Consider the following 13,889-nt stretch of genomic DNA (forward strand, 5'->3'; position numbering starts at 1 on the left):
ATATCACTTGGCTTTACGTGGCACTCTGCCCGGCCGCCCGCGGCGAGGGTCACGCCGGTGTCGGGCGCCCCCCGCTCACCGTCCGTCCGTCGTGCCCCGGTTGGGCGGGGAGTTCGGGGCGGGCGTCCGCGGGGGTGGCCGGATCGGCTCCCACCCGGTGGACGTCGCGTGCCGTGCCGGTGACGTCGGCCAGGAAGCCCTCGGCGCGCGGGGAGGCGTGCTCGGTGAGCCACGCGGGGTCGATGTCGCAGACCGCGACCTGCACTCCGGTGCCGGTGAGGGCCAGCGGGAGGGTGTGCACGACCGTGGAGGGGAAGCTCAGGACCGTGCTGCCGATGGGGCCGCGCCGGGCGATGAGCTCCAGCGGCAGATCGGGCCGGACGATCTCCAGGCCGCTCTCGGTGGCGAGGCGGTGGAGCTTGTCGGGGTGCTCGCGGCGGTGTGCGAAGTAGCGGGTGGCGCCGTACGCCCGGGCCAGGTCGCGTACCGCTGCCAGGTAGCGTTCCAGGTCGACGACGCCGGTTTCGACGAGTGAGGTGCCCACCAGGTCGGCGCCGGCGGCGACGCGTGGCGGGCCGAAGCGGGCGCGGGTCCAGGCGAAGTCGTTGCGGGTGAGGCGCACCCCTTCGGGGGCGTCCGCGACGGGCATCGCGGAGAAGACCTCGACGCTCCGGCGGCGACCGGGCGTCAGGCGGCGCCGGGCGGACGCGGAGACCGGCGCGAAGACCAGCTCGCGCGGTCCTGGCCGGCCGCCGCTGCGGTGCCACCGCACCAGGCGTTCGCCGCGGGCGAGTTGCGCGACGAACTCCATGGTGGCCGTGCCGTCGTCGACGACGACGAGGTCACGGGCCCGGGTGATGGTCAGCAGGAGTTGGACGTACCGGGAGAACGGGTCGCCGACGACGATCCGTCGCGCGGCGCGCAGCAGCGGCGCGAGCCCGCGCACGGTGCTCAGTGGCGCGGTGGCGGCGCCGCGCGCCTCCTCCCAGCGGATCTGGTGGCCCTCGTCGCGTGCCAGTTCCGTCATGCGGCGCAACTGGCCGCGGGTCATCGGGTCGGTGGGGGCCAGCACGACGACGGTGACGGTTCCGCTGTCGGCCGGCGGCGTGCCCGCCGCGGCACCGGCGTCCGGTGCGCCCCCCGGCGTCGCGCCGGGCGCCGCGCCGTCCCCCGTGGCGCCGGGCGACCGGGCGTCCCCCGCACCCTCCGACGCCCCGTCACCCCGCGCCCCCGGCACCCGCACCGGCACGTCCCGGGTTCGGGTCCCCGGGCCCCCGGGCGCCGGCACCGTGTCCGACGGTCCGGTGGCCACGGCGGCCGCACCCGCACCGTCGCGTGCCGCGCACGCTCCGGCGGCCACCCCCGCCGCGCCGTCCCGGGCGTCCTGCGCCGGGGCACCCGGAGGCGTGCGGGCGCTGCGGTGCGCCCACTCCAGCACGTTGAGGAGCTGGACGGGGCTCTCGACGAAGGCGAGGGTCTCGGTGGGCGCTCCGAGGGCCGCGGTGAGGGGGGTGGCGATGGTCGGGCCCGGCCGACCGGTGCGGGGGCTCATGGTGAGGGGGTCGTCTTCTCGCCGGCGGGTCAGACGGCCGCCGGCTCGCGCTCGGCGTCCAGGGCCGCCCCCTCCTCGGCCTGCGCGACGACGCCCTTGACGCGGCGCAGCTTCTTCATTGGCGCGAGTTCCGATTCGTAGACCTTCTTGACGCCGTCGCCGAGCGAGGCCTCGATGGTGCGGATGTCGCGTACCAGGCGCGTGAGGCCCTGCGGCTCCACGGAAGCGGCCTGGTCGGAGCCCCACATGGCCCGGTCGAGGGTGATGTGCCGCTCGACGAAGGCGGCGCCCAGCGCCACCGCGGCCAGCGTCGTCTGCAAACCGGTCTCGTGCCCCGAGTAGCCGATCGGGACGTTCGGGTACTCGGCCTGGAGGGTGTTGATCACCCGGAGGTTGAGCTCCTCGGCCTGCGCCGGGTACGTCGACGTGGCGTGGCACATCAGGATGTTGTCCGAGCCGAGCACCTCGACCGCGTGGCGGATCTGCTTCGGCGTCGACATGCCGGTGGAGAGGATGACCGTACGGCCGGTGGCGCGCAGGGCGCGCAGCAGCTCGTCGTCGGTGAGCGAGGCGGAGGCCACCTTGTGGGCGGGCACGTCGAACTTCTCCAGGAAGGCGACGGCCTCCGTGTCCCACGGGGAGGCGAACCAGGCGATGCCCCGCTCCTTGCAGTGCTCGTCGATGGCGCGGTACTCGTCCTCGCCGAACTCGACGCGGTGCCGGTAGTCGATGTACGTCATCCGGCCCCAGGGGGTGTCGCGCTCGACGTCCCACTGGTCACGCGGGGTGCAGATCTCCGGGGTGCGCTTCTGGAACTTCACCGCGTCGCAGCCGGCTTCGGCGGCGGCGTCGATCAGCTTGATGGCGTTGTCCAGCTCCCCGTTGTGGTTGATGCCGATCTCGCCGGTGACGTAGACGGGGTGGCCGGGGCCCGCGGTCTTGGCGCCGAGGGTGCGTAGCCGGGGGTGCCGGGGGGTGTTGGTGCTCATGACGGCAACTGTCCTTAACTGTCGAGGGGGTCGAGAGAAGGGCCGAGGATCCAGCTGGCGATCTCTCGGATCGCGCCGTCACCCCCGGGACGGGTGGTGACCGCGCGTGCGGCGCCGCGCACGACGTCATGAGCGCTCGCGACCGCCACGGGCCAGCCGACGAGGCCGAAGCACGGGAGGTCGTTGACGTCGTTGCCGGCGTAGAGCACGCGCTCCGGCGCGATGCCCTGCTCCTCGCACCACTGCTTGAGTGCGAGGTCCTTGCGGTCGATGCCGTGCAGCACGGGGATCTTGAGCTTCCGTGCCCGGGCGGCGACGACCGGGTTCTGTTCCGTGGACAGGATCAGCAGGGGCAGGCCGGCCCTGCGCAGGGCGGCGATGCCGAGGCCGTCGCCGCGGTGCACGGAGACGAACTCCCGTCCATCGGAGTCGATCAGCACCCTGTCGTCGGTCTGGGTGCCGTCGAAGTCGAGTACGACCGCGTCGATGTCGTCGCGGGTCGGGTGGGGGACGGCGTCGGGGGCGCCGGCCTGGGCGGGCACGGTGCCGCCGAGGGCCGGCGGGCCCGCGTAGCCGTCCTGGTCCGTGTGCAGGTGGTGGCGCTCGGCGTCGAAGAGGGGCGCCAGGGCGCGGGCGCGCGCGAGGTCGTGCGGGTCGTCGACCTCCAGGACGCGCGCCGGGTCGGTGCGTACCGGTTCGGTGTGGCCGAAGAAGCGGTGCTGGTGCTCGCGGAAGCTGGTCGCGTCCATCCCGTAGACCGCGCCGGTCTCCAGCAGGTCCTGGGGGCGGTCCTGGCGGCGCGGGCGGAACGACTTGTCGTGGTTGACGCCGTAGCCGCCGCGGGTGGTCGAGCCGGTGACGGCGGTGGTGGTGCCGCCGACGGCTCCGGTGCTGCGGGTACCGAGGACGCTGGGATCATCGGCGGCGTCCCGCCAGACGAAGCCGTGGAAGGGCGCGACGGTGAGCGCGGTGTCGGCGCCGTGCTCGATGATCGCGGCGGCCACCCGGTCGACGTCCTCGCAGGTCAGGAAGGGGCTGGTGCACTGCACCAGCAGCACGGTGTCGACCCGGGCGCCGTGCAGCGCCTCGTGTGCGTCCATGGCGTGCAGCACGGCGGCCTCGCTGGTCGCGGTGTCACCGGCGATGGCGGCGGGCCGCAACACGATCTCGGCGCCGGCGGCGCGGGCCACGTCGGCGATGGCACGGTCGTCGGTGGAGACCACGACATCGGTGACCCGCCGCGCGGCCCGGCACTCACGCACCGCACGCACGACCAACGGCGCACCGCCGACCGGGGCCAGGTTCTTGGCGGGTACGCCCTTCGAACCACCGCGTGCGGGGATCACGGCGAGGACCCGGCGGGCTGGCGCCGTGGTGTCTGCTTCCGGATGGGTCATGGCAGAGCTCCTAGAGGGGACGGTGGGGGGCGGTGGTGGAGAGGCGCTCCGGCCCCGGGAGAGGCGCTCCGGCCCCGGGAGAGGCGCTCCGGCCCCGGGAGAGGCGCTCCGGCCCCGGGAGGGGCGCGGGGAACTGCGCGACCGACCACGACGAGGTCCGCAGGTCGCCACCACCCGAAAGGGGCGGCCCAGGCCGTATCCAGGCCACCGGCCTGGGACAGCCCACCGGCCTGGGACAGCCCACCGGCCTGGCACAGCCCACCGACCGGACGCAGGCCACCGACCTGGCACAGGCCACCGACCTGGCACAGACGACTGGCCTGGCACAGGCCCCCGCCCTGCCGCGAAGCGCAAACGTCATAGCTCCCCCATCCGCCGGATCACCGGCGCCACCCGCTGCACCCCGTGCCGGTAGGCACCGCGCGCGGCGCGCCGTACGACCTGGCGCACCGCCCCGGGGGCCTTGTCCACGCCGGGTGCGCCGGGCAGCGGGCTGCCATCGGGGGCGAGGTGGTGCCGGGCGAGGATGCCGGGCAGGTAGCCGGGGGCGGTGACGGTCGTGTAGTACGGCGCGAGGGGCGCCGGCACCTCGCGCGCCCGCAGCTCGGCGATCCGGTCCCGGGCCGCGTCGAAGGCCTCCTCGTATCCCCCGTCCGCTGCGACGCCCTGGCGGGCCAGCCAGTCGCGGTCGGGCTCGGGCGCCTCGCCGGTGTCCAGGCGGTCCCAGGAGGTGAGGCAGCCGGAGCCGAGGAAGTGGTGGTTGCCGAGCTTCTCGCGCACCCCGAGGTCGGTGAGGACGGCGGTGGGGATGCGGCGGTGCAGGGACTCCAGGGCGGCCGTGGAGGAGACGGTGACGAGCAGGTCGGTGCGGTCGAGCACCTCGCCCATGTGGCCGTAGACGGTCTGGAAGTTCTCTGGCAGGGGGCCGAGGCGCTGGGCCAAGCGCTGGTAGGGCAGTTCCTCGATGTGGGTGGTGTGCTCGCCGGGCTTGCTGCGCAGCTTGAGCAGCACCTGCCGCTCGGGGTGCAGCCGGGCGTGCCGCACCAGGCGGTCCAGCAGGTAGGTCCGCTCGGCGCGGGTCTCCGGCACGGAGGGCTGGGCGGCGAAGACGACGGTGTACGGGTCGTGCGGCGCGGTGTGGGCGGCGCCACCGAGGAAGGGCAGCGCCACCTCCACGACCGAGGAGGCGTCGGCGCCCACGCCCCGGTAGACGCCGCGGAACCGCTCGGCGTCCTGCCGGGAGTTGGCGAGCACCAGGTCGGCGCCGTGCCTCAGCAGCAGGCCGTCGGCGAGCTTCTCGTAGACCACGCCGACGTAGCCGGTGACGATCAGCGGGCGACGGGTGCGGCCCTGCCAGGCGTGGGCGAGGCCGTGCAGCATGGCCTGGACGCCGCCGCCGACGAGGGCGAGCACGATCACGTCCGGGAGGCGGCCAGTGCTGCCGCCTGCCAGGTGGTCGGGGGTCGCGGTGCCCGGCGCCGGTCCTTCGCCGCCCATGTCCCGCAGGAACTCCACCGCGGTGACCTCGCGCAACGAGTCCGCGCGTACCCCGACCTCCTCCAGCTGGCGGGGCGTGGGGGTGGCACGCCCGCGCAGGAGGTAGCCGTCGAGGTGCGGGTCCGCGGCGATGCGGGACGCGGTGAGGGCGCCCCATTTCCATCGGGTGTCGGAGTCCGCGAGCACGGCGACGCGCAGGGAATTCGAGGTACTTGCTGGCACGTAGGTGACGCTAGGAAGCCATTCGTAGCCGCAGCCCAACCCAAGGGCAACAAAGGGTTAACAGCACATCGACGGATGGGTAATCACCGAACTGATGATCCGCACAACAAACCGGTTCACCAGACCGCCACCACTCGTTCACCTTCCATATCACCGAGGGAAAGCACGAGATCCGGGCCGACACCTAATGTCCCCTGCGTGGTTAAGCTCTCCGTCATCGTGCCGTTCTACAACGTGCAGCAGTACGCGCCCGACACCCTCAGAAGTCTCCGTGCAAACGCACGCGACGACATCGAATTCATTTTCGTTGACGACTGCTCGAAGGACGGCACTCCGGACATTCTCCAGCGTGCCGCGCAAGAGGTTCCCGGCGCCGTCCATCTCACGCACGAGAAGAACGGCGGCCTCGCAACCGCCCGGAACACCGGTATCGACGCGGCACGCGGCACGTACCTGACGTTCCTGGACGGCGACGACTGGCTCGCGCCCGGGTACTACCCGCAGCTGCTCGCCGCGATCGAGGACCTGGGGTGCGACTTCCTGCGCACCGATCACGTGCAGTGCACGGCACGTGCCCGCACCATCCACCGGGTCCCGCACGGCCGCCGCGGCGAGGTGATGGACCCGCGCGACGCGATCCTGCCGGCGGACCGCTCCACCTCGGTCGACTACGCCTACGCCTGGGCCGGGATCTACCACCGCAGACTGCTCGACGCGGGCCTGCTGCACTTCAGGGACGGGTTGCGCACCGCGGAGGACCGGCCGTGGATCTGGCGGCTGCACCGGGAGGCGAAGTCCTTCGCCGCGGTCGACCTGCTCGGCGTCTTCTACCGGCGCGGGGTGGCCTCCTCGCTCACGCAGATCGGCGATGTGCGCCAGCTCGACTTCATCCGCGCCTTCGACCAGGTGATCTCGGAGACCGCACAGGACCCCGACGCCGACCGGCTGCTGCCGAAGGCGGTGCGCACGTACTGCGCGATCATCTCCCACCATCTGGGCTCCGTCGAAAGGTTCGAACCACCCGTGGCGCGCAAACTCAAGGCCATGAGCGCGACGGCGCTCAAGCGGATGCCGCAGCGCATCCTCGAAGAGGCCCTGGACTCGATGGACATCCAGCGTGCGACGCGGCTGCGCAGGCTGCGCCGGCGTCCGGTACCGGCCGGGGAGGCCGCCGCGTGAGCAGCACCCTGCCCCGGGGCACGACGACCACCGCCCGCCGCCGCACCACCCGCATCTACTGCGCGTCCACGCTGTACGGCGCCGCCACCCTCGCCGCCGCGCTCGACGCGGACTGCTTCACCGCCCCCGACCGCTCGATCCTGCTGGTCCTGAACAACGCGGCGACGCCTGAGACCACGCCCGCGCTGGACGAGATGCCCGGCTTCGAGCGGCTGCGCCACCGCTTCGACGACATCCTGTCGTGGAACGAGACGATCTTCCCCTTCCACCCCGGCGGCTGGGCGCCACGCCCGGACGACGTGCCGCTATGGGAGAAGTACCTCCGGCTCGCCTGGCGGCTCGGCGACGACGCGATCGAGTTGGCCGTCGAGTCGATCCAGGTCAACCCGTCCCTGGCGATCAGCCAGATCTTCACCGGCGCCCCCATCGACGTCTACGCCGACGGCCTGATGAGCTACGGCCCCACCCGCAACAAGATCGATCCGCTGGTCGGCACCCGGATCCGCCGCCTGCTCCACCTGGACCTGGTACCGGGCCTGAAGCCGCTGCTGCTCACCGAGTTCGGCGTACCACCGGAGGTCGTGCCGACCGAGGTCTTCCTGAAGGTGCTCGGCGAGCTGGGCGACACGGTCGCCACCGGCCTTCCCCAACTCCACCGGCCCGCACTGCTGCTCGGCCAGTACCTGTCCGCGCTGGAGATCCTCACCGCCGAGGAGGAAGAGGACCTACATGTGCGGATGCTGCGCGGTGCCGTCGAACTCGGCCACCGGCAGATCGTGTTCAAGCCGCATCCGATGGCGCCCGCGCGCTACTCCCGGGCCCTGGAGCGCCAGGCCGAGCAGCTCGGTGCGGAGCTGACCGTCCTGGACACCCCCGTCCTCGCCGAAGTGCTGTTCCAGAAGGCCCAGCCCGCGCTGGTCGTCGGCTGCTTCTCCACCGCGCTGTTCACCGCGTCCACCTTCTACGGCCTGCCGGTCGCACGGCTCGGCACCGATGCGCTGCTGGAGCGGCTGGCCCCGTACCAGAACAGCAACCGGGTACCGGTCACCATCGTCGACGCGCTGCTGCCGGAGCTGACCGACCGGCCGATGGTCGAGGCTCAGCTCATCGACCCTGCGGAGAAGGAGCTGACCGGGCTGATCGCGGCGGTCGGCTACGCCATGCAGTCGAAGATCTACCCGGACCTGCGGGACGCCGCCGAGCACTACCTCGCCCGGCATCTGAACGCCCACACCTGGCGCTACTTCAAGCGCCGCCGGCTCACGTCGCTCGCCCTGCCGGGCGCGATCCCGGCGCAGCTCGCGTTCATCCCACGCAACGCCCGGCTGCGGAGGGTGGTGCGCCAGGCGCGGGCGTTGCGGAGGACGGCACGTAAGTAGGGGGCAGGCCCCTCTTGTCGTGGGTGATGTGGTGACGGCCTCGTCGGGGCCGGGCGCGCGACAGCTGCGCGGGAAGGGGCCGGGGTGGGGTGCCGGCCCCATGAGGCGGCGCTGCACCGGCCTGATGAGTGAACAAGCTCATCGGCCGGTGGCCAGCATCCAGATCCCGATGGCCGTGAACAGGCTGCCGACCGCGAGAGGAAACGCGATATCCCCGACCCTTCTCCTGGTGAGGTCGATTCGCGCGCCCTTCGGGGCGTCCGGAAGGTAGCGCACCGGGACCGCACCGCCCACAGGAAGGCCCCTGACTCCGGATGACCTGGCCTGGAACGTGTGCCGACCACCCTGTACATCGACGAATTCGACCACCGCGAAGTAGACGGGGCCGTCCTTTCCGGAGTGCACGCGGTGGCGGACCACCCGGCCCCTGGCACGGATCCCCGCGCGGCGGAGGCGTCGCTGGATCATGGCCTCATGGGTACCGGCACCGAGCACGACGAGACCCGCCACCAGCGACATCGCAACCCACACGGCCGTCTCCCCCTCCCTGCTTGGGACGACTCTCCGGGCACCTCCTGTCGCAGGAGTGGACGCTCCATCGGCTGGGGAAGGTTCCTGGTGCAAGCGAGGACAACACCATGGGGCACAGCTGGAATCACAGCTGGAATGCGTGCGGTCCGACGACCCGGGGGGCACCGTCCGTGCCGGGTGCAAGGTGACATCCAGGCGACGGCCCGGGAAACGTCGCCGTGCCGTAGGTGAACTCCTGGCGCCAACCTCGGAAACGCATATTTTCGTACCGATACGCGCGGAGCGCGGGATTTACGCTGGCCCAGCCGGGCGTCGCCGCACGGCGCCGTCCCCGCTCGAGCCGAAGGTGAACCGTGACGATCACTCCCGAGGAGCCGCGTGCCGCGCTCGCCGAGGACACGCAACCCGGTCCCGGGACCCCCACCGTTCACCCGCCCTACCAGCCACGCGTCCGCCGCATGACCACCCTGGCCGCCGCACCCGCCCGGGCGCGCGCCGCGGTGCGCGCGACGAGCGCCGTGGCGGCCCCGGCTTCGGACACCCGGGCCGCGCGGCGCGACACCGGGCGGCTCCGTGCACTGGACGGACTGCGCCTGATCGCCGCGCTGATGGTGGCGCTGTACCACTACGGCGGCCGTAGCGGCGACATCAGCCGGGCCTGGGGCGAGTCGCCCCGCAGCCTGTTCCCCGCGCTGCACGGCTTGTTCGCCTACGGCTGCCTCGGCGTGCAGATCTTCTTCGTGATCAGCGGTTTCGTCATCTGCATGAGCGGCTGGGGGCGTCCGTTGCGGGCCTTCTTCGCTTCCCGCGTGGCCCGGCTGATGCCCGCGTACTGGTGCGCGATCGTGCTGGTCACGGCGGTCTTCGCGCTGCCGCCCGTGATCTACGCGGCGGTCTCGCCGAGCGATGCGCTGCTGAACCTCACCCTGCTCCAGCAGCCGTTGGGCGCCGACCGGGTGCTGGGCGTGTGCTGGACGCTGTGGATAGAGATCCGCTTCTACGCCCTCTTCGCGCTCTGCCTGGTGCTGCCCGGGGTCACCCGCCGCCGGGTCGTGCTGTTCTGCACGGTGTGGACGATGCTGGCCGCGATCGCCCAGGCGTCCGGCGAGCCCACCCTCGATCTGATCCTGATGCCCCAGTACGCCGCGTACTTCATCGGCGGCATGGGCCTGTACCTGCTGCACCGCAACCGCCGGGACACGACGGCCTGGGGCATCGTGGTGATCAGCTGGCTGATCGGGCAGCACTACGCGGTGGCGAGCCTCTGGCACCACCACGACCCGGCCGCCTTCTCCCACCGCTCGGCCACGGTGATCATCGCGATCGTCACCGCCGGCTTCGTCCTGGTGGGTGCCATCGCGCTCGGCGCCCTGAACTGGGCGAACTGGCGCTGGCTGACGGTCGCCGGGGCGCTCACCTATCCGTTCTACCTCGTCCACGAACACCTGGGATGGGTGGTCATAAGGCAGCTCCACCATGGATTCGGGATATCCCCGTGGGCGACTTTCTCCGTCACGGTGGCCGGAATGCTCGTACTGGCCTGGCTGATGAACCGCTACATAGAGAAATGGGCGACCCCGCTGTTGCGCCGCTCGCTGACGACGAACGGCGCACGATAACGCACGGGAACTCCCTCAGCATGCACGTGGACCGGAAGTGCCTCCGCATGTCCGGGACGGAACGGCGAAGAAAGCCAGTGCCGCGAGGGCCGCGGTCATCGCCGCGCATGTCAGAGCGGCGGGCAGGGACCGCGTCGCGAGAGGTCCGGCAAGCGCCGCGCCCACGGCGAATCCGGTGATTTTCACGCTGGCGCCGCTGGTGAAGATCTGACCGCGCAGGTTTTCCGGCGCCTCCCGATGACGGACGGCGAACACGGCGGCCAATTGGGGGCCTTGCCCGATCCCGACGGCGAGTGCGGCCACGATGACGACGGCCGGTCGCGCCGAGACGGCCAGGGCCAACGCAGCGGCCTGGACGAGCGCGCCGGTCCAGATGATCGTGTCGGGGGCGACCGAACTCGGGAACCGGGCGAGTACGGCGTTGGCCACCAGGGCGGCGAGCGCCACGCAGGAGAGCAGCACCGCGCCACGGTCGGCCCCGCCCAGGACGCGCTCCCCCAGCAGCGGAACGCAGACCGTCAGCATGCCCTCCGCCGTGCAGCAGCCGACCGAGGCGAGCGTGGCGCGGGCCAGTGCGGGTTTCCCGACGATGGCCCGCGTTCCGGCAGCGAGATCGCCGATCACGGACGTCGTCCGAGCACCGCGGCCCCGGCCCGGACCGGTGGGCAGCAGCCACGCGGCGGGCAGCGCCAGGCCGACGAGGACGGCGGAGACCAGCACGGCCGACGGGGCGCCGACGGCCTCTGCCGTGCCGCCGGCGAGCGCCGGCCCCGCCAGGCTCGCCACGCCGAACGTCAGCGCGTCGAGCGCGTTCGCCCGAGGCAGGTGGTCGCCCGGCGCCATCCGGGGGACCTGGGCCGTCCAGCCGCCCGACAAGGCCGGCCCCAGCAGCCCCGTCACCACGGCGATCAGGAGAGTGGCGGCTGACGGCAGCCGACCGAGCCCCGCGAGGATCAGCCCCAGGCCCACCGCGTAGCCGACGAGTGCGCCGGCCAGCAGTCGGCCCGGCTGCCCCGACCTGTCCAGGAGTGCCCCCAGCACCGGCCCGCCCACCGCGGCGGACACCGTGACGGCCGCGAGCAGCGCGGACGCTTCAGCGGCCGACCCGGTCACGGCGAACCCGGCCAGCAGCAGCGCCGGCCGTGACATCTCGTCGCCGGTACGCGCCGCCACCGCTCCGGCGAGATAGCAGGGAAGCGCGTAACGCCATCTCATCGGGCAGACGTTACGGCGGTAACGGAAACCTGATCAATATGCGTTACAGTCCGCTGCATGCCCTCCGCTGCCGCCACCGACGACGGCTGGTCCACCCGGCACTCCGTGCTGGCCGTGGCCCGGCGGACCGCCGCCCTCGTCAACGTTCTCGCCGGCGACCGTCCCGACCCGGCCGACATCGCCGACGTGCTCCGCGCCCACGGCGAGGCGGGCCCCATCGAGCTCACCCCCCGCGACGTCGCCGGGATGCGCACGGCCGCCGCCCTGCTGAGGGACGTCTTCGCCGCCGAGGACGTGGACGGCGCCGCACTCGCCCTCAACCGCCTCCTGGCGGATGGCACCGGCCCGCTCCGGCTGACCGCACACGGCGGCGGCACCCCCTGGCACCCCCACCTCGACCGCGACGACGACGCCGCCTGGAACGAGTGGTTCCTTGCCTCGTCCTGCATGGCCCTGACGGTCGTCCTCTGGGACCGCCAACGCCCGCCCGGCAGGCTCTGCTCGTCGCCGAGCTGCCGGAACGTCTTCATCACGCAGGGCAGCGGCCCGGAGCGCCGCTACTGCTGCCGCCGATGCGCCACCCGCGAACGGGTAGCCGCCCACCGCCGCTCCCGGCCCTCCGCTTAGTCCTGCTGGAGATTACTTTTCCTGGAGATCAGTTCCGCCGGAGAAATGAATTCCGCGTGACGCCACGACGACGGAACACTTCACCTTCCCGACGGCAAGGCGCCATCGCCCGAACGGCATAGTCACCGGGGCCCCGGGCAGCCGCTGCGTCATGAGCCCGGACGATCGAGCCGGCGCGCCCCCCGACGGGGTGGGCCCCGCACCCGTACGGCGGATACGGCGGCGCGCGTCCCTCCAGCACCGTACTCATACTGAAACCGTACAAATAGCATGATTCTTGCGTAAGCCCCTCCCTCTTCTCCCCCTCCCTCGCTCATCTGCCTACGCCCCACGCCCCACGCCCCACGCCTCCGACAGCATCGCGAAGGTTCGTTCCATGACGACAGCGCACGACACCGCACCGCTTCCCCGGGAACTCAGCGACGTCCGCGGCTGGTTTCCCGCCCTCGACCAGGTCCTCTTCGAGTGGCTGCTGACCCGGCAGGAAAACCGCGGTGAGCGCGGCGACCTCCTGGAGCTCGGCGTCTTCATGGGCAAGAGCGCGATCTTCCTGGGTCGCCACCTGCGGCCCGGTGAAGCCTTCACGGTCTGCGACCTCTTCGAGTCCGACGCGCCCGACCAGGCCAACACCAAGGAGATGGCCAAGTCGTACGCGTCCCTCACCCGGGAGGCGTTCGAGCGGAACTACCTCTCCTTCCACGATGCGCTGCCGACGGTGTTGCAGGGCCCCAGCTCGCTGGCGGCCGAACACATCAAGCCGGCCTCCTGCCGCTTCGTGCACGTCGACGCGTCACACCTGTACGAGCATGTGCACGGCGACATCGCCACGGCCCAGCAGGCACTGTTGCCGAACGGCATCGTGGTGCTCGACGACTTCCGCTCCGAGCACACCCCCGGGGTGGCCGTCGCCACCTGGGAGGCCGTGCTCAACCGCGGTCTGCACCCGATCTGCCTGAGCACGCAGAAGCTGTACGGCACCTGGGGCGACCCCGGGCCCGTGCAGGACGAGCTGATCGCCATGGCCGACGCACGTGAGGACTGCGGGCTGAGCATCCAGGACGCGGCCGGCCACCGCATCGTCCGGCTGCGCTCCCGGGGCATGCCCGCGCCCGACTTCCCGTACTCCCGGCACGGCGCCCCCGTCGCCAAGGACCGTCCGGCCGCGGTCGCCGGCACGTCGTCGGCACCGCAGACGCGTCCGCCGGGCAAGAAGCCGGGCCGCTCTCCGGTTGCCCGGATCGCGGTTGACGTGTTGCCGCCGGTCATCACGCGGGCGGTGCGGCGGCGACGGTCCCGCCGTTACTGAGGTTCAATGCGCGATGTCGCGGGGCTCTACCTCTTGAACTGCGAAGACGGGTTTCCGCTGCACGGCATCATGCGAAGATCACCCACCAGTAGATGAGCGGACTGTAGCGCCCGCTCTGATCCCCCTGCCTGTGGGTGGCGATGATCCTGCGCCGGAAAACGATGTTCCGGTGGCAGACGAAGTCATGTGCGGGCGTTCAGGTCTCGGCCAGTTGAAAGTGCCAGATGATCTCCACCGGAACCCCGGTGTTGGCCGCTGTAGCAGCCTCGGGTACCAGGCCCATCAGGCACCATGGCCAGTCCTCCCACGGACCCAAGTCGATCGTGAGCTTCCGTGGCGGATCCTGTGACCCGGTCCGTCCCCCGTGTTCCTCACA

11 protein-coding genes and 1 pseudogene are annotated in these 13,889 nt (G+C 72.0%); 5 read left to right on the forward strand and 7 right to left on the reverse strand.

Going from position 1 to position 13,889, the window contains the following annotated elements; translation table 11 throughout:
- Positions 1–49: 49 nt before the first annotated feature.
- From NQO67_RS38500 to NQO67_RS38515, 4 genes are all read right to left on the reverse strand, one after another.
- Positions 50–1,051 carry a hypothetical protein gene (locus NQO67_RS38500; RefSeq protein ID WP_445195117.1) on the reverse strand — a complete coding sequence of 334 codons (1,002 nt, stop codon included), beginning with the start codon at positions 1,049–1,051 and terminating at the stop codon, positions 50–52.
- A 530-nt stretch (positions 1,052–1,581) separates the two neighbouring features.
- Positions 1,582–2,541, reverse strand: coding sequence for an N-acetylneuraminate synthase family protein (locus NQO67_RS38505; protein WP_255955141.1), 960 nt, complete (start codon positions 2,539–2,541; stop codon positions 1,582–1,584).
- A 14-nt stretch (positions 2,542–2,555) separates the two neighbouring features.
- Positions 2,556–3,938: an N-acylneuraminate cytidylyltransferase gene (locus tag NQO67_RS38510; protein WP_255955142.1), complete on the reverse strand. Its 1,383-nt coding sequence runs from the start codon at positions 3,936–3,938 to the stop codon at positions 2,556–2,558.
- Between the two features lie 357 nt (positions 3,939–4,295).
- Entirely contained in the window at positions 4,296–5,657 is a 1,362-nt protein-coding gene (locus NQO67_RS38515) for a DUF6716 putative glycosyltransferase (protein WP_255955143.1), read from the reverse strand.
- 198 nt (positions 5,658–5,855) lie between these two features.
- Between NQO67_RS38515 and NQO67_RS38520 the strand changes: the two genes are divergently transcribed.
- The gene (locus tag NQO67_RS38520; protein WP_255955144.1) at positions 5,856–6,836 is read left to right on the forward strand and encodes a glycosyltransferase family 2 protein; all 981 of its coding nucleotides are present in this window, start codon (positions 5,856–5,858) and stop codon (positions 6,834–6,836) included.
- Positions 6,833–8,215 carry a polysialyltransferase family glycosyltransferase gene (locus NQO67_RS38525; RefSeq protein ID WP_255955145.1) on the forward strand — a complete coding sequence of 461 codons (1,383 nt, stop codon included), beginning with the start codon at positions 6,833–6,835 and terminating at the stop codon, positions 8,213–8,215. The genes NQO67_RS38520 and NQO67_RS38525 overlap by 4 nt, the downstream gene beginning before the upstream one ends.
- A 138-nt stretch (positions 8,216–8,353) precedes the next feature.
- Here the strand turns inward: NQO67_RS38525 and NQO67_RS38530 are convergent, their stop codons facing one another.
- Positions 8,354–8,746, reverse strand: coding sequence for a DUF3592 domain-containing protein (locus tag NQO67_RS38530; RefSeq protein ID WP_255955146.1), 393 nt, complete (start codon positions 8,744–8,746; stop codon positions 8,354–8,356).
- Positions 8,747–9,204: 458 nt separating this feature from the next.
- Here NQO67_RS38530 and NQO67_RS38535 point away from each other — a divergent pair, with 458 nt between their 5' ends.
- Positions 9,205–10,365 (forward strand): acyltransferase family protein, encoded by a 1,161-nt coding sequence (locus tag NQO67_RS38535; RefSeq protein ID WP_305126793.1) that lies wholly within the window; start codon positions 9,205–9,207, stop codon positions 10,363–10,365.
- A 15-nt stretch (positions 10,366–10,380) separates the two neighbouring features.
- Here the strand turns inward: NQO67_RS38535 and NQO67_RS38540 are convergent, their stop codons facing one another.
- The gene (locus NQO67_RS38540; RefSeq protein ID WP_255955148.1) at positions 10,381–11,580 is read right to left on the reverse strand and encodes an MFS transporter; all 1,200 of its coding nucleotides are present in this window, start codon (positions 11,578–11,580) and stop codon (positions 10,381–10,383) included.
- Positions 11,581–11,637: 57 nt separating this feature from the next.
- Between NQO67_RS38540 and NQO67_RS38545 the strand changes: the two genes are divergently transcribed.
- Both NQO67_RS38545 and NQO67_RS38550 read left to right on the forward strand, forming a co-directional pair.
- Positions 11,638–12,207, forward strand: coding sequence for a CGNR zinc finger domain-containing protein (locus NQO67_RS38545; RefSeq protein WP_255955149.1), 570 nt, complete (start codon positions 11,638–11,640; stop codon positions 12,205–12,207).
- A 376-nt stretch (positions 12,208–12,583) separates the two neighbouring features.
- Positions 12,584–13,513, forward strand: a complete 930-nt coding sequence (locus NQO67_RS38550; protein ID WP_255955150.1) for a class I SAM-dependent methyltransferase — start codon at positions 12,584–12,586, stop codon at positions 13,511–13,513.
- A gap of 196 nt (positions 13,514–13,709) precedes the next feature.
- Here NQO67_RS38550 and NQO67_RS38555 read toward each other — a convergent pair.
- Positions 13,710–13,889 (reverse strand): annotated as a pseudogene (locus NQO67_RS38555) (SAM-dependent methyltransferase); the annotation flags it as partial.

The sequence above is a fragment of the Streptomyces odontomachi genome (assembly GCF_024435355.1).
Lineage (GTDB): Bacteria > Actinomycetota > Actinomycetes > Streptomycetales > Streptomycetaceae > Streptomyces > Streptomyces odontomachi.

What these genes read in the sequence shown, in the direction of transcription:
- NQO67_RS38500 (WP_445195117.1), bottom strand. Translation starts at nt 1,051, where the DNA reads ATGACCCGCGGCCAGTTGCGCCGCATGACGGAACTGGCACGCGACGAG.
- NQO67_RS38505 (WP_255955141.1), bottom strand. Translation starts at nt 2,541, where the DNA reads ATGAGCACCAACACCCCCCGGCACCCCCGGCTACGCACCCTCGGCGCC.
- NQO67_RS38510 (WP_255955142.1), bottom strand. Translation starts at nt 3,938, where the DNA reads ATGACCCATCCGGAAGCAGACACCACGGCGCCAGCCCGCCGGGTCCTC.
- NQO67_RS38535 (WP_305126793.1), top strand. Translation starts at nt 9,205, where the DNA reads ATGACCACCCTGGCCGCCGCACCCGCCCGGGCGCGCGCCGCGGTGCGC.
- NQO67_RS38540 (WP_255955148.1), bottom strand. Translation starts at nt 11,580, where the DNA reads ATGAGATGGCGTTACGCGCTTCCCTGCTATCTCGCCGGAGCGGTGGCG.
- NQO67_RS38545 (WP_255955149.1), top strand. Translation starts at nt 11,638, where the DNA reads ATGCCCTCCGCTGCCGCCACCGACGACGGCTGGTCCACCCGGCACTCC.
- NQO67_RS38550 (WP_255955150.1), top strand. Translation starts at nt 12,584, where the DNA reads ATGACGACAGCGCACGACACCGCACCGCTTCCCCGGGAACTCAGCGAC.